At 43.6% G+C, this 21,242-nt stretch carries 17 protein-coding genes; 3 read left to right on the forward strand and 14 right to left on the reverse strand.

All coding sequences use genetic code 11. The features are described 5' to 3' along the window. Window position 1 precedes the first annotated feature (1 nt). The 3 genes from tssJ to R7E42_RS02415 are packed head-to-tail and all read right to left on the reverse strand — an operon-like array spanning window position 2 to window position 2,597. Complete coding sequence (gene tssJ, locus R7E42_RS02405) at window positions 2-502, reverse strand: type VI secretion system lipoprotein TssJ (RefSeq protein WP_005386118.1); 501 nt, start codon at window positions 500-502, stop codon at window positions 2-4. Then, a complete protein-coding gene (locus tag R7E42_RS02410; protein ID WP_318072308.1) occupies window positions 495-1,988 on the reverse strand; it encodes a type VI secretion system-associated FHA domain protein in 1,494 nt (497 codons plus the stop codon). The genes tssJ and R7E42_RS02410 overlap by 8 nt, the downstream gene beginning before the upstream one ends. A gap of 9 nt (window positions 1,989-1,997) precedes the next feature. Beyond that, window positions 1,998-2,597 (reverse strand): hypothetical protein, encoded by a 600-nt coding sequence (locus R7E42_RS02415; RefSeq protein WP_017633753.1) that lies wholly within the window; start codon window positions 2,595-2,597, stop codon window positions 1,998-2,000. Window positions 2,598-3,100: 503 nt separating this feature from the next. Here R7E42_RS02415 and R7E42_RS02420 point away from each other — a divergent pair. From R7E42_RS02420 to R7E42_RS02430, 3 genes are read left to right on the forward strand one after another with little or no spacing between them, the layout of a single operon-like run. Then, window positions 3,101-4,414, forward strand: a complete 1,314-nt coding sequence (locus R7E42_RS02420; RefSeq protein WP_005386112.1) for a type VI secretion system ImpA family N-terminal domain-containing protein — start codon at window positions 3,101-3,103, stop codon at window positions 4,412-4,414. A 27-nt stretch (window positions 4,415-4,441) separates the two neighbouring features. Further along, a complete protein-coding gene (gene tssM, locus R7E42_RS02425; protein WP_213874285.1) occupies window positions 4,442-7,831 on the forward strand; it encodes a type VI secretion system membrane subunit TssM in 3,390 nt (1,129 codons plus the stop codon). 31 nt (window positions 7,832-7,862) lie between these two features. Then, complete coding sequence (locus tag R7E42_RS02430) at window positions 7,863-8,315, forward strand: Lrp/AsnC family transcriptional regulator (RefSeq protein WP_005373369.1); 453 nt, start codon at window positions 7,863-7,865, stop codon at window positions 8,313-8,315. A 54-nt stretch (window positions 8,316-8,369) separates the two neighbouring features. On the opposite strand, the gene tssG is transcribed toward R7E42_RS02430, so the two are convergent. The 11 genes from tssG to R7E42_RS02485 form a co-directional block, all read right to left on the reverse strand. After that, window positions 8,370-9,368 (reverse strand): type VI secretion system baseplate subunit TssG, encoded by a 999-nt coding sequence (gene tssG, locus R7E42_RS02435; RefSeq protein WP_005373373.1) that lies wholly within the window; start codon window positions 9,366-9,368, stop codon window positions 8,370-8,372. Next, on the reverse strand, window positions 9,365-11,113 hold the full coding sequence (gene tssF, locus R7E42_RS02440) for a type VI secretion system baseplate subunit TssF (protein ID WP_017633756.1): 1,749 nt from the start codon (window positions 11,111-11,113) through the stop codon (window positions 9,365-9,367). The genes tssG and tssF overlap by 4 nt, the downstream gene beginning before the upstream one ends. A gap of 10 nt (window positions 11,114-11,123) precedes the next feature. Beyond that, a complete protein-coding gene (gene tssE / locus R7E42_RS02445) occupies window positions 11,124-11,534 on the reverse strand; it encodes a type VI secretion system baseplate subunit TssE (protein WP_005373376.1) in 411 nt (136 codons plus the stop codon). 61 nt (window positions 11,535-11,595) lie between these two features. Next, window positions 11,596-13,071 carry a type VI secretion system contractile sheath large subunit gene (gene tssC, locus R7E42_RS02450; RefSeq protein ID WP_005373378.1) on the reverse strand — a complete coding sequence of 492 codons (1,476 nt, stop codon included), beginning with the start codon at window positions 13,069-13,071 and terminating at the stop codon, window positions 11,596-11,598. 8 nt (window positions 13,072-13,079) lie between these two features. Next, window positions 13,080-13,586 (reverse strand): type VI secretion system contractile sheath small subunit, encoded by a 507-nt coding sequence (gene tssB / locus R7E42_RS02455; RefSeq protein ID WP_005373381.1) that lies wholly within the window; start codon window positions 13,584-13,586, stop codon window positions 13,080-13,082. Between the two features lie 26 nt (window positions 13,587-13,612). Continuing rightward, window positions 13,613-15,187 (reverse strand): type VI secretion system protein TssA, encoded by a 1,575-nt coding sequence (gene tssA, locus R7E42_RS02460; RefSeq protein WP_149192103.1) that lies wholly within the window; start codon window positions 15,185-15,187, stop codon window positions 13,613-13,615. Then, window positions 15,174-17,174 carry a serine/threonine protein kinase gene (locus R7E42_RS02465; RefSeq protein WP_154204263.1) on the reverse strand — a complete coding sequence of 667 codons (2,001 nt, stop codon included), beginning with the start codon at window positions 17,172-17,174 and terminating at the stop codon, window positions 15,174-15,176. The genes tssA and R7E42_RS02465 overlap by 14 nt, the downstream gene beginning before the upstream one ends. Before the next feature lie 237 nt (window positions 17,175-17,411). Further along, window positions 17,412-18,356 (reverse strand): hypothetical protein, encoded by a 945-nt coding sequence (locus R7E42_RS02470; protein WP_054577790.1) that lies wholly within the window; start codon window positions 18,354-18,356, stop codon window positions 17,412-17,414. After that, window positions 18,349-19,341 carry a DUF2169 domain-containing protein gene (locus tag R7E42_RS02475; protein WP_213914913.1) on the reverse strand — a complete coding sequence of 331 codons (993 nt, stop codon included), beginning with the start codon at window positions 19,339-19,341 and terminating at the stop codon, window positions 18,349-18,351. The genes R7E42_RS02470 and R7E42_RS02475 overlap by 8 nt, the downstream gene beginning before the upstream one ends. Continuing rightward, window positions 19,322-20,647, reverse strand: coding sequence for a hypothetical protein (locus tag R7E42_RS02480; RefSeq protein ID WP_318072309.1), 1,326 nt, complete (start codon window positions 20,645-20,647; stop codon window positions 19,322-19,324). Before R7E42_RS02480 ends, R7E42_RS02475 begins: the two co-directional genes overlap by 20 nt. Window positions 20,648-20,758: 111 nt before the next feature. Beyond that, on the reverse strand, window positions 20,759-21,241 hold the full coding sequence (locus R7E42_RS02485) for a hypothetical protein (RefSeq protein WP_130546348.1): 483 nt from the start codon (window positions 21,239-21,241) through the stop codon (window positions 20,759-20,761). Window position 21,242 lies beyond the last annotated feature (1 nt).

Genomic DNA, 21,242 nt, shown 5'->3' on the forward strand with positions numbered 1-21,242 from the left:
CTTAAAAGTAAACCTGTTCAATGCCGCGAGTGTTATCAGAAATTAACTCACTGCCCTCTAACTTGAGCTTGATGTAGTACTCGCTCTTCTCTTCAATAACTTCCACTTTTCGCCAAGACGAACCATCAATATCACGAAAAGCCACTGAAAAACCGACGGCACGAGTGTCAGGGTCTAGCGTTAGCATTTCATGAACTTTTCCACCTGGCTGTATTTGATATTCGTAACGTTTGATGTACTCATCACCCAACGACGCTTTATCGCTCTCAAACAAGGCAAAGAAATCTAAGCTTCGGAACAATACTGGCGAACTTAATTCGTGAAGACGGAGAATAACTGGAGATGACTGGCCCCCATTTCTCACATTGAGTACAGGTGATGCCTCAATAACCAATTCAATCGACGAAGTTTCTGGTGTGATACCAGTGGACTCTTTAAATTGATCCCACATGGAACAACCGGACAACATGGCAAATCCGAGTAATACGGCGATACTACGCATGGTTTCCCTTAATCACTTTGTTATAGTTTTTCTTAATCAGCCCTTTTAAGGATGTTTCATTAAGCAGGCGACGATTATTAGTGTAGAAATCTAGGTATTCGGCCCACAGCTTTGACTTAGTTGAGAACAAAGACTGGCTAGCGACCCTGTTAGCAAATGCTACGGGATCGTTCGTTTCAGACTGTTCTAAAACGAGCTCATTCAGTGCTTTGTTAAACATAACTTGGTGGTCGTTCAACTCATCGAGCATTTGTTCAACCAGTTCATTTGGAGCCAGTAATTGCTGACTATTCAAAGTGAGCATTAGCTCTGCGATGTTCGAGTTAGCCTCACTCGCACTCTGCTCATCTTTTAACGATTCCACTTCGTGCAACTCTTTCTGTAGGTTATCAATACATAAACGCAAGCAAGTGCCCATTTGCTTGAATAACTGCGCCTCGTTTGTCATCAACTCTGGATTTCGAATACCCAAACCATCAAAAAACGCTTGCGCTATATCTTGAGAGCAAACGGCCGCATCAGCATCGACTTGTGCTTTCGTCGTAGTGTTTATCGCATGCTCTGCCGTAGGTATTTGAAGTTGCTGATTAGTGTTAGGAGAAGGCGTAAAAGATTGGGTCATCTCTTCCCATTTTGACCCTGTATTAGCCTGCTCTATGACCATCTCAGTTACATTAGGCGTACGATGTTGTCTTTGAATCGCGCTATCTGGGGCTACCGTGCCAGGTTGCATCACCTCAGCTGAGGCAATATCGGCTCTATGTGGCTTACCGCTTTCTGGCGCTAATGCGTCATTGACTGATGCGTTACTCTTGGTTTCCGCAGCCATCCAGTCTTCAGGGATTAGGCTTGGTTGATCAAATTCGGAATATATACTGAAACTGTCATCGACCACCTGACGCGTGCTTTCCACGGTTCTAGGTTGTTCAGATTCTGTACGCTCATTATCACGAATTAAGTAATCGTCATCTCGCTGCATCGAAAAGTTAAGGTGAGCAACAGGATCATGACAATCAATGTCATCCTGTTTAGTCTCCATAAACAAATCTTCTAAGGCACCGACTTTTTCTTCCTCTTCGACAACAGCATCTCCTAGACTAACCAGAGGATCGCTAGATACTCGCTCAGGAGCAATATCAGCGGCGATGTCTAGTGTTGAGGTAACGTGCTCAAGAGAAACACCAATCTCATATTGCCCTAAAGAAATGATGTCGCCATCAACTATCGCAACGGGTTGATTTTTTAGTATTTTATTCCCATTTACCATTGTGCCGTTAGTTGATACGTCACTTATATAGTAGGTATCTCCATACACGCTGAGCAAACAATGAGTGCCCGAGATAAAGCGGTTGTGATCGGCTAAAGACACGCTACAGCTTGGGGAACGACCTATCGAACCACCGCTTTCAGGCATTTCAATATGCTTTGCACCGGTGTATTCCTCTGGACACTTTGAGATAAATAAAACTAGCTGATTTGAGTACATTTACGAACCTCAAAAGAGCAAAGAAACTGATAGTTCAAGCCCACCAATTCCATCATTTACAACCGGAAGGATATAAGAGGCCTGCGGGATAATTTGTATATGGGCGTCAGGATTACTGCCTAACTTTATAGCAGTACCAAGGGTCACAACCGCACCTAACTCAAACTGGTCGATGTCTTCAACACTCTCATAACGATAGCCCTCTTGGTCTACTTGCCAGCGATTAGAATATTGCGAGTAACCGACAGACAAGCCCGCACCAACGTATGGCGTGAAAACACTCCAAGAAGTCAACGCATATTGAGGAACAACACGAAGTTCATAGTTCGTCGCTTCTTGATATAAGCCGTTTGCTGGCGCTTCAATATCTTCTGCTAGATAGTTTAGCCCTAACCACCAACGCCAACGGTTATTGTTTTCATCAATAGGACGAGTATGAACCAAGCCGAACCTAAGCGTATCCTGCTCACCACTTTTACCTTCATCGTATTTAATGCTATCGATAGTCAACATACTGGTAGAGAGTCCATATCGCTCCCCTTTTGCCATTGCAACAGAAGAAAATAGACACATGGCTGAAATCAGCCCAATTTGACTTGGTTTTAGCATTTCGTCCCTCTAGGAAAACCGATATTCTACTTAGAGGCGAAAGATATCAATTATATTCTCTTTTTCAATAAGCCTAAAAAAACACCTATAATTTAATACATTTCAACTATCAGGTTGGTTGTTTTACCTACAAACAAAAACTAAAGAACCGACTACAGATTAAGTGACGAGACAGTAAATCTTTCTATTTAAATAGAAGTAACAGAATTTGATTGCTAATTGAACAAAACGTAATCTCCGATAACAATTTAGTTACTTTTTAATCAACGTTCTTATCTTCATATATAAGTTTCTTCTTATAAATAGACTTAACTATTGATATTAATATTATGAACAAAGATCACACTAAAAGTAATTTAATTTCTTTTAATGAATTTTTATTATCTAATCCGCTTATTTTGTCTATAGAATTGCGGCAGATGTGCACTGCTTATAATTTAATATAACAGTAGTGAAATCCTATATAACTTAATACTTCTATATGATCAGTTGGAACTTTCCTTATGTTTTTTACCGACTTCGCTCGAAGACCAATCGATGAAAATAACCCAAGCGGCTCTAATCCTAATGGTTCTGAGGATTTTGACGAAATTAAACGTCAAATAAACAACCTGAATAAAGTCACAGGAAGAGTCTCGTGGAAAACGGTTCAAACACTCTCAAAAAAGATCTTGAGTACCCAAGCGAAAGACCTACGTTGTTGCTGTTACTTTACCGTTGCGTCAACCTATAACGACGGCTTAAGAGGCCTTGTTGAAGGGTTAAACTCAATACTTGATGTGTGTGTCGTATATTGGTTCAACGCGTATCCAGAGCATTCAAAGTCAAAGGCACGAATGAGCGCTATTGAATGGATGGTAGAGCATACTGAAAAACGAATTAATAAGCATCGGGCGTTACCAGAAGAGCTTCCATTGATAGAGGCAGCACATCAATTATGCTTGAGGATTGAGGAAGAGCTTCGTCTTCATTACGGTATTGAAGCGCCGTCATTAGGTCGCATTCGCCGTATTTTGAATCAATGGATTGAGCAGATAAAAGAACAACAAATTGCGGCTGAGTTACGCGAGAAAAAACAAGCCAACACTAGCGCTCCTGCAGCAACGCAGAAGGCACCTGAAATTAAAGTGAATGTGTCTCCGTCTCCGGCACCGGTGTCATCACCCAACCTAAATAGCCAAGAGAAAGCATCACCGGCAAAGTCTGGTCGATTTATGATCTACTTCGTTATTGGTTTGATTGTTACTGCGATATGTTCACATTTCATGTACGAGCAACAACGTTATCGAACATTGGAACAAAAAATTAATCAAGCTTCACTTAATGAACTTGTAAATTTGGTCGCCTCGTTAGATTACGAAAATAAAAAATATGCTCAGTCATTGAAAACGCAGGCGATTAATCGTGTCGATATTATGATGAATAACTGGTTTTTAGACTCGGCAAAAGTAAGTAACGTCAGCGAGCTCGATAGCTTGACCAATGAATTAATCGCGATCTATCCGGATTCGTCTTCTGCACAGCAACTACGTCAGAACTTTTTGACACAGAGCGCCCATTTAGAAGACCAGTTTATGGATGTTTATAAGCGATTCTCAGACGCAAGAACGGTGTTTGCCAACGTAGCTAGACAGAATGTAGATAAGAACTCTGAAAAGGCGTACGAATACAGTAACTCGTTATTCCCGCTTTTAGGTCGTATTGAATACGCTGAAAAGTATTCACAGCAAAAGGAAATTGACCGCGCAACCCTTTTACTGAACATCTACCTATATAAATTGAGTCAGCTACAAGCTGAAAAAACTGACAATAAATAACAATACAATTAAAGAAGTTTTAGGCTTATGTTCAAACAAAAACTGTTTAGAAATCCAGTGGTGATTTCTACTATATTGATGTTTTTAGTGGCTGTAATTATCACCACTATTTATCTGCTTTTTCTTGACGAAATCGATCAACTTTATCTTTGGCTGACCCTTGGTGCTATCGCCATTGTTTACGTCACTTTTCAATTCACATTATGGTTGAAGAAAAAGAACAACGCTAAAGCTCAACATTTGGAAACCGAGGAAGAAGCACTTTCTATGGTTATCCAGCCTCTTCTTGCTAACTCAGGCAAGAAACCAATTTACCTGATGCTTGGTAATAAAGGGTCAGGGCGACGTCAATTTTTATTTAATTCTAGTGCAATCAAACCGATGGATCGCACTAGAACCGCTAAGAATGACTTTTTTGAATGGTACGAATCTGACAGCGCTGTATACATCAAACCAGACCAACGCTTAGTGTTCCAGGAAGTATCAAGCAGTGATGCTTCTTTATGGAATACGTTCATTGAAGAAGTTATTCATCATCGACCTCGAAAGCCATTTTCTGGGTGTCTATTCTTCACCGATTTCGAGTTCATGATCGTCTCTGAGCCAGAGCAAAAAGAGTACACCATTTCGTCGTTATTGGCGCGCTTGAGTACCATCAACTCTAAAACGTCTTCAGCATTGCCAATCTATTTGATTATGTCAAAGCTAGACAAGTTAGATGGCTTTAAAGAATACATGCACTTTAGCTCTCTCAAGACACGTGTTGAGTTCCTCTCTATCCCACTAAAAGAAGCCAAAGGTGTATTTGCAGAGTACTACCGCGATAGCTATCGAAATCTAGTGAGAGTGCTTGAAAGTAATGCGCTAGATGCATCCGCTAATTCAACGGACATTGATGAGAAACAAGCAATACTCGCTTTCCCTAAGCAGTTTGAGCTATGTCAGTCTGAGGTCAGCTATGTGCTTGAGCGTCTATGTGATGTTAACAACGGTGTCTATTCACTAGACATCCGTGAGATTTTCTTTAGTTCGAGTCTGCAAGGCGGTCGCAAGTACAATTTACTTGCAAAAAGTTGTAGTAATTACTTCAACTTACCTATTATCGCGTCAGAGCATACTCAGTTAACAGAAACGCCTTATTTCTCTCGCTTTCTGATTGATTCACAAATATTGCCGGAAAGCGACTTTGCGGGCGAAAACAAGACGTATCTTCGTCTAATTCAGAGACAAAGCCGTTTGGCAATACTCGGCTCTATTATCCTGCTTACTGGGGGCAGTTACTTCTTTTTCACGACATTAGACAGTAACTTACATGTGATGAATCAACTCTTGAGTATCGATGACAAATCACAAGTGGAGCAAGATGCAAGATTCGATGAGCTTTTAGCGAAGGCGACGAAAGCAATAGAGCCTTCTTATGGGGCGTGGCTTAAAGGTTCTAAGGCTTTGGATGAAGAGATATTACCACTCAACATTAGCCGTTTGGATCAAAGCACTCGCATCGCTTACGAAGCATTACTTAAGGACGTTGCTCAACAGTTGATACCTCTCATTGAGAAAGGTTACCGTCTACAACTGACACAAAATCAAAACACTTTTACACGCGCTTTACCTCTATTGAAGGGGTATCTAATGCTAAACGATCCAACAAAGCGTGATATCCGTTTTTTGCGTCATCAAACTATCCAAATGATGAACGATTTGAGCAACCAAAGTGACGTCGTCAATCAGGCGATGCGCTATTTGGACGCTTACTTTCGCACACAGTTTGATCCAATTGATATCAATATGGATCTTGTTCGCGCAACACGTCGCTCATTGCTAGCAAATTCGAATGTTGATCTCGTTTATGCAGGCATTTTAAACGAAGCAAATTCGATTGATTTAGGAACCCTAGATCTGCAACGAGCTGTGGGTTTTGAGTTTAGCAATGTATTCAACACACCAATCGATAGTGAACGCTTGATCGTAGATAAGATCTATACCTCCACTGGTTTTAGTACTTTTTATCGACCACGCGTGGACCTAATGTCACAACAAGTCATCAGTGACAACTGGGTTTTAGGTCTGTCACAACACGTTATTCCTACTAGTGAAGAACAAGAAGCCTTCAAAGAGGAAGTACGTAAAAAATATACTGACGACTACATCAGTAATTGGCGCAATGCGCTGAGTGAACTAAAAGTCCAAAACTATGACAATGTCGGCGATCTAACGAACGCGATAGACTTAATCTCGGGTCCTTCTTCACCAATGACAACCGTACTGAAGCAGGTCTATGCCAACACACAATTTTCACCCGTTGGTGAAAAAAATGCTCTGATTTCAAAGCTAGACCCGAAACTCGTGGCAGCGGCAGACTCCGCATCAGACGCAGTAGAGGAAGTAGTTAAGCCTGATTACTTGTTAATGAAACGTGTTGAACAAGCTTTTCACTTATTAAACCAACTTCAGGTCAGTGAAACACCAAACTCCCCTACTCCTTGGGATGAGACCGTAACTGCGCTAAGCCGTGTTCGCACGTATATGAAAGACATCGCTGATGCACCTGACCCGCAAATGGCGGCGCTAGCGGCAGCTCAGCATCGAATGAACAGCAGTGAAGCTGACCCATTAATCAAACTTAAACAGATTGCCCAAAAATCACCGGAACCCGTTCGTAGCTGGTTGTTAGATGTGGTTCAACAAAGCTGGTCAGTCATGATTAAAGAGTCCGCTAAAGGCATTCAAACCCAATGGTACAGCGAGATTTACACCAAGTTTAAAGAGATAGGGCTAGGACGATACCCATTTGATCTAACAGCGACCGAGGAAATCTCAATTGAAGATTTTGAATTACTGTTTGCTTCAGGTGGCTTGTTAGACACATTTATTCAGAAAAATTTTGCACCGTTCTACGATACCAATTTGTGGACGCCAAAACAGGTGGATGGCGAGACGATGCCAATCTCTCCGGCTCTGTTAGTGCAACTGCGTAACTATAACGTTATTCGAGACACATTAATTAATAAAAGCACTAACCGCGTTCATATTCCGTTTAGTGCAAGAGTACTCGATCTTGATTCTAGTGCGATTAGAGCGAGCTTAAAAATTGCAGATACCAATGTAAGTTACTACCACGGTCCAAGCCGCATTCGTGAAATGGCATGGCCACCGCAAAATGGTGACTTCAATATTAGTATCACACTCCAGGATGTAACCGATGAAGGCAGACAGCACGTTTTAAATAAGAGTGGTCAATGGGCGATATACAGATTGCTAGGTGACTCGACCTTGACAAACACTCATAACGGCAGCTTTGTCAGTGACATAAAAGTGTCAGGGAGGGACTTGAGCTTACGCATCACTCCGTTGACACAGAAAAACCCATTCACTCTTGCTGAGCTGTATAACTTTACGCTCCCTGAGTCGATTTAATAACAATATAAAAACAAAATAGGCAGAACACATGATTTCAAACATGACTTTACAAGGTTTAGATAAATTAGATCGAAAAATACTTTCAAGTCTTTTGTCGAATGGGCGAGAGTCGATTGCGAATCTATCCCGAAACATTGGTTTGTCTCGAACAGCAGTAGCAGAAAGAATTAATCGTTTAGAAAAGACCGGTATTATCAAAGGCTATACCGCACAGATTCGTGTAGAAAATGAAGGGCGAAAAGCCGCTAGTTATCTACTGATCTCTTGTGAAAAGGGTAAGAAGAATGATGTAACGAATGCACTTAAAGAAATCCCTGAGGTTCGCTTAACGAGCGTTGTTGGTGGCAACTTTGATATTATTGCTCTAATTGAAGCGCCCGACCTGCAGTCTATTCATCATCTTTGTAATGAAATTGAATCATTTAACGGCATTCAAAGGCTTGATACTACCGTTGTACTGCATCAGCCGATCAGTCGTTAAGCTTTTCTGACCTCTTTGAGGAAAACATAAAGGGCCGCTCGTTGAGCGGCTTTCTTATATGCTTCCGATAAGTCGAATTTTGGCGTCTTTATCACCTGGGTTGCCAAGCCAGAACGTTTGACCTAGTTGGTTCCCTTCTCCATTACCCAGTTTGTTTTCTGGAATACTGTCTAGGTTAACTGTCAACTTTAGGTCCCACGACATTGGGTCACGCAGAATAAAGCGCATCAAGCCCACCAGCGTCTTATGTAACTCACCATCGTAGGAAAACTGCTTAAACGTTTCAAAATCAATGTTGTCGATACACAAGTTAAACTTGCCGTTCAAATCCGCAATGCTTTGTCCCAAGTGTAAGCTTTGTCCCAATACACAATTGGAACGATTGAGTTTGTTACGCTGGCTTTCAGCGATTTCTACGCGTCTATAAACCCATTCTTCGATTCGCACATTCGGCAGTGAAAAGTAGTGCGAAACAATACCGGAAATAAGCTTAGGTGAACGTGTACGCGTAGATAACTGGTTCACGTAAGACAGAACCTTCGCTCGATCTAACTCCGCGACTTCGCAATCTTGCATAACGCTAGAAAGACCAGCCAAATGCAGTATGCGCCCAGAAAACGCATCGCTTGCCCCGCTTTTGTACTGCACGTGATATCGGTATTTCTTCCAAACACGATACAGTAAGCTTGTATAGCGGTTGTGGAAAAAGTCGAAGAAGTCCTTCACTGGGTTATCATCGGGATCACGACCGACGAGTTTCTCAGTGTAAGACGCAGGTAGGGGCGAGCTTGAACCATGCAAGCCAAGAAAGTTCGTCTCAATACGTGAATATTGCTGTCCGTTTCTTTCCATATGAGTAATAAAGTCCATATCACTCTTTGGAAAGCACAGGTTTGGCGACACGCTGAACTCAATTCGCTCTTGGTGAAAGTATTTGTTCTCGCCCACGGCAACAAAGTTTGAGTTTGGCTCCAGCTGGTAGTGTTTCTCTAACAGCAACACCGCTTGGTAGAAACTAAACTCATTCGACTTATCAGAAAGTGTATTAATCATAGTATTGTCTGCTGCCCGATTAGGCTTGCCCAGTTGTAAACCTCGCCCGTCGCTTCATCGAACACCTCTAGTTCGGTAAAGGAGTTCACACTCGAATACAAACGGATAAATTCATTCAATACCGTGGCCATAAGGAACATATCGCCTTCATTTACGAAGAACTTAGAGTCCGTCACGAGCTTGAATTGGTTACCACGCACAGATACACCACGAAATACGCGATCGATTGGTTTCATCTCTGAAGAAATAATGCCATCAAGTCGATGAATCGACGCGCGGTGGGCTTGTCTATCGACTCGAGAGTGGAAGTCGTAAGTCGAGAGCAACACTTTCAACACATCGATATTGGCCAAAGACAAGTAGTTGAGCGACATGTTGGCAATCAACTGCCATTGAAGTTCACCATTAACTTGAGGACTTACTGACTGTGTTGGCTTAGTAATGTTTTTAAACGTCGCATACGTTGGCGATTTGTGCGTCGCGTACGTGATATCTCCTACTGACAGGCGCTCCGCTAAGTCCGCGTTACTGCATTGCAGTTTCATCAATACTGTTTCAGTCCCTAAATCCGCGATGTCGCCATTGTGAGTATGGAATGAGATATAGCGCTCTAACCCTCTTCCGCTTACTCGCTCACCTACTTTGGATTTGTAGAACTCTCGCTTATCACGTTGGTTGATTTGGTGCTCAAACGATTCAAATTCAATCAGTGGTTTTCGGCGACGCTCGTCTTTACTCCAGCTCTCCACTTGCTCAATGGAATAAACCTCGTAATGCTCTTGAGTGTTACTTTGTGGACGCACCTTGTACTCGTTTCGTCGATGCTCTAAACGGATTGGATCGCCGTCTTTTTCAAACAAGTTAACGGCAGGTGTGCAGTGCAACCTTAAGTGTTTATCTTTAAGCACCACCTCTGAAGGCAAAGCACGCTTAAAGTGGAATTTGATTTTGACCGTACTGCGCTGTGGAATGCCTTTTAGCCACTCTAAGCCTTTAATGTCGAAGAACATGAACTTATCTGGCAAAGAGAAGAATTCTTGCAGCAAACGGTAGCCTGCAAAGGAATTTTTGCTGTAAGGCAACAGCGCCTCGTCCTCTTCATGCCCGACTGGCTTAACGTATTCTGGCCCTAAACGATGTTTGTAGCCGCCACCAACATCCAACTCGACGTAATCTAGATAACGGAACAGCCATAAGAAGACAGTGCGAGTAATATGAATCTCACCATGCAGGTGCAATCGCAGCGTGTCTAAACCTATCCGAGACAGCTCAAGGCCATGCTCCGTCGATAACGTCACATCAATCATCGAACTGGTGCGGCTGTTAGTTTGTTCAATGTTAGTAATCGTAATTGGGTATAGATTGACGTCATAACAAGTACGGAACAAACACTGCGTGCCTTCTACCTGCTCGCTGGCCATTTCCGCACCACGTTTCACCACGGTTTTCTCAGTAACACTTCCGGTATGCGGTTTTAGTTCGCTAATGCACAAAGACGGGATCGAACGCATGTAATGTGGCCACAGCAAAGTCATCAGAGATTGCGTTAGCTCAGGAAGTTCATCGTCAATCTTTTCGCGGATGCGTCCGGTCAAAAAAGCAAAACCTTCCAGCAATCGTTCGACATCTGGATCAAAAGTTCCTTCAGAGAGAAAGTGAGTTAACTTCGGATGATATTTGGCAAACTCACTACCCGACTCGCGTAAATACGTGAGTTCATCTTGAAAGTATTTACTGTTACTCAAGTGGCACCTACTAAACGTTAAATTGGCCGTCGGTTCCCATGTAGACATCGATCGACATTGGGACTTTACCGCCGTTATGGGAAACTTCGCCGCGAATACCAAAGCCGAGTTGTAATGGATTATGGTGGTCTTCACGGTAATGAACCTCGACATTAAGCAGTCGGGGCTCAAAGCGCTCTATGGTTGACGTGATGTTTTTTTGAATATGGCGAACGAGGTTTGTGTTGTTAGAAAGTACGTCGTTAAAATCTGGCAGACCGTACTCATTGTCGATCATTGCGTTGCCGGAGTGCGTATTCAACAAGTCAGCGAGATGCGAGTGAATGGATTCAATCAAATGCTTATGAGACACCACTTTCTCGTAGCAGTTTTTTGGTTCTCCTAGCTCGATCCGCTCTAAAAGACGGTAACCTTTTTCCATATGCGGTCCTACGAAAAAAGCAGCCAGTCTTCACTGGCTGCTTGATGGTTTCAGTAAGGGGTTATTGGTCTAGCTTACCAACTAGAGACAAGTCGAAGCTTGCGCCCATGTACTTGAAGTGAGGACGTACAGACATCGATACTTTGTACCAGCCTGGATCGCCTTCTACGTCTGATACTTCAACCTTCGCAGCGCGAAGTGGGCGGCGACCACGAACTTCCGCTGGCGGGTTCTCTTGGTCAGAAACGTATTGACGAATCCACTTGTTTAATTCGATTTCTAGGTCAGAACGCTCTTTCCAAGAACCAATTTGCTCACGCTGTAGCACTTTTATGTAGTGCGCTAAACGGTTGATAATGAACATGTAAGGAAGCTGAGTACCTAGCTTGTAGTTCATCTCGGCTTGTTTGCCTTCCGGCGTGTTCGCAAACACTTTTGGTTTTTGAACAGAGTTTGCAGAGAAGAACGCCGCGTTGTCAGAACCTTTACGCATGGTTAGCGCGATGAAACCTTCTTCTGCTAGCTCATACTCACGACGGTCAGAAACCAGGATCTCGGTTGGGATCTTAGTCTCGATTTGACCCATAGCTTCAAAGTTGTAAACCGGTAGATCTTGTACAGTACCACCGCTTTGAGGACCAATAATGTTCGGACACCAACGGTACTTAGCAAATGATTCACTGATCTTAGACGCCATCGCGTACGCTGAGTTACCCCATAGGTAGTTATCATGGCTGTCTGTGACTTGCTCATCGTAGTCAAACGCCTTAATTGGGTTATCTTCAACAGAGTAAGGCGTACGTAGCATAAAGCGAGATGTACATAGACCTAAATAACGTGCATCTTCGTGCTCACGCAGACCACGCCATTTCGCGTACTGTGGGCCTTCGAATACAGACTTCAGATCTTTTAGGTTTGGCAGCTCTTCGTAGCTGTCTAGGCCAAAGAATTTAGCCGATGCCGACGTTATGAATGGTGCGTGAGACATTGCACCTACGTTCGCCATATATTCCATCAGTTTGATGTCAGGCGACGAAGCTGACATAGCGTAATCACAAATGACGGCGCCAACAGGTTTACCACCGAACTGGCCGTATTCACGTGTGTAGATTTGCTTGTACAGGCCAGACTTCACCACCTCTGGAGCGTCTTCGAAGTCATCAAGAACTTCGTCTTTCTTCGCAGAGATCAGTTCGATTTGAATGTTCTCGCGGAAGTCAGTGTGATCAACCAGGTACTTAAGGCCACGCCACGTTGATTCAATCGCTTGAACTTCTTCGTTGTGAAGAATTGCATCAACTTGCTTAGACAATTTTTGGTCGATTTCAGAGATCATCAGATCAACCAGAGATTGGTCGACTTTCTCTGTGTTCGAACTGCTTAGTAGCTCACTGATGAATGCTTCTACGCCGCGTTTTGCAACGTCAAAACCTTCATCACTTGGCTTTAAACGTGTTTCGTTAAGAATGCTATCCAGAAGTGAGCCTGATTCAACTAAGGCTGCTTCTTGTTCTGGCGCTTGTGCTTCTGCAGACATGATATCCCTTACTCTTCTTTCGCGTCTTGGTCGTTGCCAATGCTTAGTTCATCCAACAGTTTCTTTCTCGCTTCTTCATCTTGAAGAACCGATGCGATCTTCTTACGGAACGCAGGAACGTTTCCTAGAGGACCTTTCAGTGCAACCAAGGCTTCGCGAAGCTCAAGTAGGCTGTTTAGTTCAGGTACACTTTTCGCGATCGCTTCAGGAGAGAAGTCCTTCATGTTTTGGAACGTCAGATCAACACCAATCTGGCCGCCTTCTTCATCAGAAAGACGGTTTTCAACGTTGACTTTAACGTTTGGAGACATGCCCTCTAGCACTTCGTTAAAGTTGTCTTTGTCAATGTTAATTGGAGTACGTTCTTCAATTGGTGTCTCATCTGCACGCGCAGTAAAGTCGCCAACTACCATCATGCTTAGCGGCAGCTCTACGTCTTCTTGCGTATCGCCAGTTGCTGGAACATAACGGATATTAATTCGCTCTTTAGGAGCCACCGAGCCGTCACGTGACATAATTCGTTCCTTATCTAACTCTTTAATTAGTCGTAAATTGCTTTCCACTCTTCATACTTCTCAGGTAGAAGATCCTTGCTTCCAAATAACCGATGGAGTGTTTTTCGAATTAGGTCTTCTAACTGTGACGATAAGTGGGGTTCCCAGCTCGCGAGATTAAACGCTTTTTGTACTTCCCACCCCTTCTCAAGATACGGCAAACACAACGGGTATAATCCAACAGACTGGTAAGCTGCTATCAATTGTAAATACAGCATGAACTGCCCACGTCCCGAGCTATCCAGCTCAAGTTTGCGGGCAAGCTCTGCGGCACATTCCCCTAGATTTTCTAGAGTGATATCCTCCATTGGCAGCGAGTCTTCCTGCGAAATCACAACCGTTTGAACAACGGGTTGAGAAGTCGAAGAAGTAGTATCTTGAGTCGATAACCAGCTCAAGGTCGCTTCATCTGCAAATGGTATAGAATTCTTAAATGAGAGGTGCTCGATGCCCTCTAGCGATTCAACAAAACGCGTCACTTCTTGTTTCACAGCAAGTGCTGCATCATCAAAGCCCAAGTTATTAAGCATCGAATACACGAAGTAATGGCCCGTCAGCCAAAATGGCGCATCCGTTAATGTGCGCTCCAAACGCTTAATGGTGTCGATGTCGCTTTCTTGGTCAGCTTTATCTCGGTATTCTGCTTGTTGATCGGACGACACTGCCAAGCTCAAAGGCGTTTGATTATTTTGGTGGTCGGGTAGACCATCAATGTCATCCCAAGTCAGATGACGATAAATCCGGTAAGCCAGCGGATCACTTGGGTTCGCATGAAGCATGACTTCCGCAACCTTCTTCAAGGTGCGCTTAGAAGCCGTCGGCGAAGAGAAGTCCGTATCGACATCGACTTCTTTTGCTACCGCTTTCTTAACTGGCGCAGGTTTAGGGGCCGGCGGAACCGCCTTCACCGGTGCGGTTTGCACTTCACTCTGCGCTGGCGTTTCTGCGGCAGCAGGCTGCGTAGCTGGTGCAGGCGCCGCTTGTTCGACGTTAACGACTGCATCATCGCTCTGCTCATCAGCCGCCGCTTGTTGAGATAAAACATTGAGTTGAGTGCGAATCTCAAAGAAATCCGCTTCTGAGTCTTGATAAACCTCGTCGTATTGACGCTGCACTTCTTCAATAGTCGAAATGCAGTTTGATACCAAATCCCATGACTGAGCGCTTTCCGCTAACTTGCTGCTGACCAGTTTAAACTGATGGTTCAACCATTCGACTGCGCCATCTCGACCCCGCTTTCGCGAAGGATACAATTCAACGCCAAAGCGACTTAACGCCTCACTAAGCAGCTTTAGACCTTGTTCAAAGCCTTGCAGACCAAACTCTTCTGTTAGCGCGCGAACGAGGTAACAAATGGCTTTTAAGTCTTTACTGTGGTGCTCTAGAACTTCAGTCGCGTGCGTTTTTACCACGCTCCAATCTACTGTTTCGCCAAACAAGGAACCGAATTTCTTCACTTCGGACTCCATCATTTCATAGCAAAACTCGTAACGGGCATCGTTTCCCACTGGAGATTCATCAGAAATAGGATTAAGCAGACGATCGATATCAATGTTGGACAAAATTCACGTCTCCTTCAGTCAAGTAATCTCTCAACGCACGCGCTACCGCAATTGCGCCATTTGCTGGCTTAGATAATCGATGGCTCTGCTCAATCGCATCCGACGCCATGCTATCTAGAATTTTCGTGATTTCTGTAAATTTACTTGGTGCATTCCGTTCTAAATCGGCAAGGGATTCATGTAGCTTTTGTTTGTCGTAAACGGATTGCTCCATCACGGTGCTAAACAAAATAAATTCGCTTCTTGCGACGATTAAATCCTTTATTTTTTTGTCTAGTTCTGGCGTATTACCGAAGTAGGCTTTGGCTAATTCGGCTTCTTCAATTGCTTTGGTGTAAAAGTGCGCCTCTGCATGTTTATCGATGGAGTAATTAATATTTTCCATCACAGCCTTTGGTAAGATTTGGTTGTAAAAATAGGCTTGTGACTGGTTTAACAACCATGCCTCTTTCATTTCATTTTCTGCGAGCTTAGCTTCACCATCTAAAATTAAGCGAGCAATCTGCTTATCTCGACTGCCAGCTATGGCAGATACTTTCATGGAATCGATAGACGCGACATTTAACCCAGACATCACTTTAGTCAACGCCTCATCCGCATATGGAAACAGAGCACCGTCACGAACAAGGGTTTCTCGCAAGGTGACAAGCTCCTTACGTAATTCGACTAATGCCATTGGTAAGCCATCCGCTAACGATTGATACGACGTTAACTGAGCCTGTTTTTCTTCATATAAATTCGAGAGGCTTAACTGCTGAGCTTGATATGCTGTTCGATAAGCTTCTGTCATATCAATACTCTGAGTAGCTTGAGACAATTCTTCTTTGATTTTCCATGGAGGCTGAGCCAAAAAAGAAGCCGTTTCAGAGGGCGTAATAACGTGAGTTACAGTAGTGACACCTCGGGAAAAAATGGCATCCAATTGATCTTTATTCTGTTGATACAAATAACTTCCTGCTGTTGCCAGCACACTCAACACTAAGCTCGCCTCTAATATTTTAAAGCGACCATACGCCGTTTTATCATTTGGCTTACAGTGTGTAAGCAGCAAGTCCGCGTTACGCAAGCTACTGAAAATTGGTGCGTTAGAATTTGAGCTAATTGATTGCGTATCGATTCGCGCTAACTGTTGAGCAAAAGAAATAGCGGTATAGCCATGCCCTCTTGGTTTGTTGATGACTTCTTTCAGCAATTTCCAAATATGAACCGGGATCAAAGCCGGACGCTTTCGGTCTTTTAACTGCTTATTCCAAGCATCACCAAATATTGAGCCTAAAAATAGATGTCCAGCGAGCAAAGCGAGAGAGTAAACATCATCTTGCGGTTCCGCGATGCCAGTTTCTATATAAAGAGGGGAAGCGTAGCTCAAGCTTGCCTCTGCGTAAGGTTCTGTCTCTCCAATGTAACGAGCAGCGCCGAAATCAATGAGCTTAACGTAATCGCCTTCACTCACTAATACGTTAGATGGTTTAATATCAAGATGGCAGATACCTCTTGTATGCATAAACTCTAGAGCGCCAGCGAGTTGATACACCAACCAAGCGATGTGGTCGTGGCGGAAGCCTTTAGAAGAATGACGCTCCATTTTTTCTGCCAGTGATTCACCTTGGATCCACTCGTACATCAAATATGGGCGTTCGAATTCGTTGCCGATTTTTACAAAGTTAGCCACGCTAGGGTGTTGAGAAAGCTCCAGCCTGCTCGCTTCGTTAATCAACATTTTGCTCGCAAATTCTGGCGAGTCATCATTGATAACTTTGCAACAGATTTGCTTCTCTGGCTGCCCTTTTTTTGCAAGATGGTAAACCGTTGTCTTACCATTTCTAGAAGGAAGCTTGTCTAATACATCAAACTGTGAAAAAAGCACGTACTCAAGCTTCGGCTTATTTTTTTCTGCTAGCCTTTGCTCATTCAGTTTCTTTTTCTCAATAGCTTTAACAACCAACTGATCGATATATCCTTTGGCTGTACTCTGATTATTAGACACTTAGTACTCTTTCATAGAATAAATATTATTAGAGTTGAATAATATTTTCTTGAACGTACTTGTATCAAGGTTGGTATTTAAAACAAACAGTAAGCCTATTATTTTAGTTATTATTACTAACTTATTAGACCTTTTTACTTACGCTTTCACTGCATGAGTTATACGCTTTTTCGTGTTACAAACTTCAACCTAATAATATGAGTATATTTTCATTGCCATTTGATCGATGAGTGCCCACTAACATTGCAGTAATTGGAGAACTCCTTTGTCACCATGAAAGTCGAACATTAACAACGTAGTTGGTTGCTTAAAGTGGTGCTCTCTGACCGCAAAGGCAATTAAAGCGAGAGAAGAACAACTGCCCATTGTGCCCCACAACTCATTGATAAACTGCGGTTGTTCTGGGTTCGTGAATCGTTCTGCTTTAGCCCCCAGAGCAAAGCCGTAATCTTCCGAATGCATGCGCAGGTTCGTCATATCGGAATACACTTCACCAAATAAATCGAGCTTTTTACTCGCACGTTGAACAAGTCGAAACATGCCTCTTCGGTCTGAAGTGTTTAATTCCGTATCAATGTAGCCAAGCTGCGCTTGAGGCTTAAGTTTCAATGTTTCTACGGTATTTCTTCGACAAAGAATTAAACCCGCCCCACCCTCACTCGGAATAACGCCCCATGGATTATTGGTACTCATTACCATCGCATCGTCGATGAGTGTTTGCATCGAACTCACCAAGGAATCGACACTGATACACATCATAGCATCATATTTATCCAATGATTTCATGGCCTGGAGAACGAAACTAGGCCCACTGGCATGAACAGCATTCACCACAGAGAGAAATTCAGCATAGTTACTTTCACCAAGCCATTCTTGCACCTTTACTAGTGAAACAGACGCAGGCACCGCTATAAGCAAAGGTATTGGTCTCAATGAACGTGGTAACTGTGCTAACAATGAATCAAGCAAGTGGGTGATTAACTCACACGTTTTCTCAAACTGCTCACTTTCTTTGGTGTATTCGATTTTGGCGTAAGTAAAACGCTCGATACCATCATCCCCTACACATTGGTCGAATCTTCCTAAGTCAGCATACGAAACTGCACTAGCAATATCTAAATTCATACCGGTTGGCGTCATCACTTCCATCCCTAGCACGTAACGGCCTGTTGAATTATGCATGCTCGCTTACCTCTTCCAGCTTAGTGATCGATGTCGACACCAACAAATGCTCCTTGCCCTGACAAGGAAACGCAGCGGTGTAACTGATTGATATAGTTTTCTTTTCCGTATCAACGAATAAGGTGTACATCGCCATATCAGCTTGATAACTTTGATCTTTGAACGTCGCGATCGCACGGTATTTTTCTTTAGGAATTCGAAATGAAAGCGTGTCATCATGACAAAAGCCACTCATCATCAAACGCTCCCCCCCACGAAGGAAGCCTTTGCACTGTTGATCAATAGGCGCGCTTTGGAAGAACCGCTTATCAAAATCGAGTGGCAACATTGGCTTGCGATTCTCAATCCAATCGTCATCGAACGTGCCGGCCAGCTTCTGGCGCGACTCAAAGAACGGAGGCACTGGCCCGAACCCCGCAACGCGTAGTTTTTTCGCGGCGGCACTCCAGTCCTCTCGGGGATAAAAAATCGAGGGCACTTTCTGTTCAAGCAATTCTTTGTTGGAGTCGGCAACCCCACCACCTATTCGGTTACGTAAATCACCGCCTACCGCGCAAGTGTAATCAATGTCTTTTTCAATAAATGGGACTGGATTGCTCAGCGTGATACTGCCAGCATGCTCAACCCATACGCGTTCCCCGTGAATAGCGAGAGTCTTATCGATATGACCATCAATCAGCACACGACACTCTTGGTATGTCACTGGCTTTTTCGCGTAGCTGCGCGCTTTGCCGTAAACAAGTACATCTGTGTTTTCTTTGGTATACGCGAACTCGTGGTCAACTTTCATCGCAGAGAAGCCTTCTTCGCCCAAATATTGGGGATCATCGAAGATTTCACTTTCACCTAATTCGTGCCAAACCACACCATCGAATTGCCATGTGCGTTTGGCGACTACAACCCAGACTTCATCGCCGTTTTCGTCACGTTGAAAACGACCTTTGAGTGATAGCTCAGGGTGCGCCTCAATATCCCATAACTGCATTGCTATTCCTTAAGTTGAATCGTTCGCTCGCAGAAGGTGCGGCCTTTAAATTGTTAAAGTTCCAGTCTTGTTGATGAATCGGCATTGCCATATCCCAAGGCACGTAGGCTCTGGATTGAATACAGAGTTGACGCCATAGCCAATCGCGGAACAGCACATCAACGTTAGAATCTTGCATCGCAGCTAACGTAGACTCGAAGCTCAATGCGTAACCCAAGCGGCTTGGTAGATTTTGGATATATTTTTCATCTTCCACCCACTCATTGAGCAGATCGACAATCTCTTCCCATTCATACTCGACACCAACATCTTGCGGATTCAGAGGAAGAAGCTTTCCGTAGACGACATACAAGGCTTGAAGCCAAATTTCACCCTCAGCTTCACCTTCCTCCAGACTTTCCAAGTGCTCGATGATTTGGGGCACCAGTTTCCAATCACCACCCAGCGCAAAATCAACAGGTGCTAATGAAGAAGAGATATCAAACGCCTCAAACTCTTTTAACTCAAGTAACTTGGCATAAGTGAGCACTTGCGCTGATGGTAATCCATTTGGTTCGATGCCAAAGCACTGACGGAGCCAAGTGCCTCTGTCACGTTTGGTAATCAAACGTTCAAATAGATATTGTTCGCTGCCTGCATTGTCATTAAGCCAATCAATCCCCTCTTTTACGTCTTGTAAAGCGAGCAGTGGCAAAGCAACTTGAGAGCTAATGATGCTGGCTTTGTGCCAGCGCTTGATGAGAGAAACACTCAATGTTTGACGTACACGTAAGCATTCAAAGTAAAACGCACCGGATGTCGCATTACCCTCAATAAGCTCCGAAAGCGTGCTATCCATAGATTCAACCGGAGATTGTACGGCAATGACCATTGCAGTTTTAGCGTCAATATCTTCGAGTAAACTCAATCCGCACAAAAGGTTATCCAACTCTGAGCCCAACTCGCCCTGTAGCATCAGCCAGCTGTAGATTGCTGGCTCTTGGCCTCTTAATTGATGAATCAAGCCCGGTGCTAATCGATAAAACGACAAGTAGACCTGCTTCAGTTCTTCAATTTGGCGTTCGATCAGCTTGAGATACGCCAACTCACGACTTGGATAACCCCTTTTGTGAATTTGAACTCGCTGCCTGATTAAAAACCCGATACTTTCAGAAGCAATGGACAGCTTTTCATTACAGAAATCCAGCCATGTTACTGGCAACTGGGAAAGGTCATTCACAGCGCGCTCAGCTTTTGCTAACGCGCCTTCGACTTCTTGATTGGTTATGGGTGCCTTTAGGTGCTCGACACCGATTCTTTGTCGCATCTAGTTATCCGTTATTAGCGTGCCATAACGCGATTGCAATTAGTTAACTCGAAGTAATTAGCTCACTTGGCGTGACTTGTTAACACAAAACCATTAGCTAACGCGAAGTAATTAGTTAATTGCGATCGTTCCGCCTTGAATTTTTTGTGCTTTTTCTGCTTGAGAAGTGACGTACTTCGCTTTAGTGGTAATTCGTCCATCGCGCCCGCTATAGCGAGTTTCTGTCTCACCACTTTTGACTACCAACTCTTGTTCTGTCTCGATAACCATCTTCTTCGCTCGCAATACAAACTCATCAGAGTCATCCAGAATGGAGAAGAAAATGTCCGTCACAAGAGGCAAGCTTAAGTCGTCGTTCAAAAACTCAACTCGACAACTTAATCGATTATCGATAGCCATTTGCAGTTCAGAACGACGAAAGCCACGTCCTAATCTCGCAGTGAGTGGCTGCTTAAATGGGTTACCATCAAAATCAACTCGCACACTGCCCATAGACTCATTGATAGCCACTATTCTTCCAAAACGCGAAAAGCAAGCCGTTGATTCGGCTTGCTGCTCTGATATTACTTCTGTTGTAAGAGGTTGTTTTTCCATT

The organism is Vibrio sp. Vb1337 (assembly GCF_033338715.1).
Classification (GTDB): Bacteria; Pseudomonadota; Gammaproteobacteria; order Enterobacterales; family Vibrionaceae; genus Vibrio; species Vibrio alginolyticus.

Bases quoted from the DNA above. Each gene is read 5' to 3' on its own strand.
- tssB (WP_005373381.1), bottom strand. From the start codon at position 13,586: ATGTCACGTGACGGCTCGGTGGCTCCTAAAGAGCGAATTAATATCCGT.
- R7E42_RS02480 (WP_318072309.1), bottom strand. From the start codon at position 20,647: ATGCGACAAAGAATCGGTGTCGAGCACCTAAAGGCACCCATAACCAAT.
- R7E42_RS02420 (WP_005386112.1), top strand. From the start codon at position 3,101: ATGTTTTTTACCGACTTCGCTCGAAGACCAATCGATGAAAATAACCCA.
- tssG (WP_005373373.1), bottom strand. From the start codon at position 9,368: ATGATTAATACACTTTCTGATAAGTCGAATGAGTTTAGTTTCTACCAA.
- R7E42_RS02430 (WP_005373369.1), top strand. From the start codon at position 7,863: ATGATTTCAAACATGACTTTACAAGGTTTAGATAAATTAGATCGAAAA.
- tssJ (WP_005386118.1), bottom strand. From the start codon at position 502: ATGCGTAGTATCGCCGTATTACTCGGATTTGCCATGTTGTCCGGTTGT.
- R7E42_RS02415 (WP_017633753.1), bottom strand. From the start codon at position 2,597: ATGCTAAAACCAAGTCAAATTGGGCTGATTTCAGCCATGTGTCTATTT.
- R7E42_RS02485 (WP_130546348.1), bottom strand. From the start codon at position 21,241: ATGGAAAAACAACCTCTTACAACAGAAGTAATATCAGAGCAGCAAGCC.
- R7E42_RS02470 (WP_054577790.1), bottom strand. From the start codon at position 18,356: ATGCATAATTCAACAGGCCGTTACGTGCTAGGGATGGAAGTGATGACG.
- tssE (WP_005373376.1), bottom strand. From the start codon at position 11,534: ATGGAAAAAGGTTACCGTCTTTTAGAGCGGATCGAGCTAGGAGAACCA.
- R7E42_RS02410 (WP_318072308.1), bottom strand. From the start codon at position 1,988: ATGTACTCAAATCAGCTAGTTTTATTTATCTCAAAGTGTCCAGAGGAA.
- tssC (WP_005373378.1), bottom strand. From the start codon at position 13,071: ATGTCTGCAGAAGCACAAGCGCCAGAACAAGAAGCAGCCTTAGTTGAA.
- R7E42_RS02475 (WP_213914913.1), bottom strand. From the start codon at position 19,341: ATGCAGTTATGGGATATTGAGGCGCACCCTGAGCTATCACTCAAAGGT.
- tssM (WP_213874285.1), top strand. From the start codon at position 4,442: ATGTTCAAACAAAAACTGTTTAGAAATCCAGTGGTGATTTCTACTATA.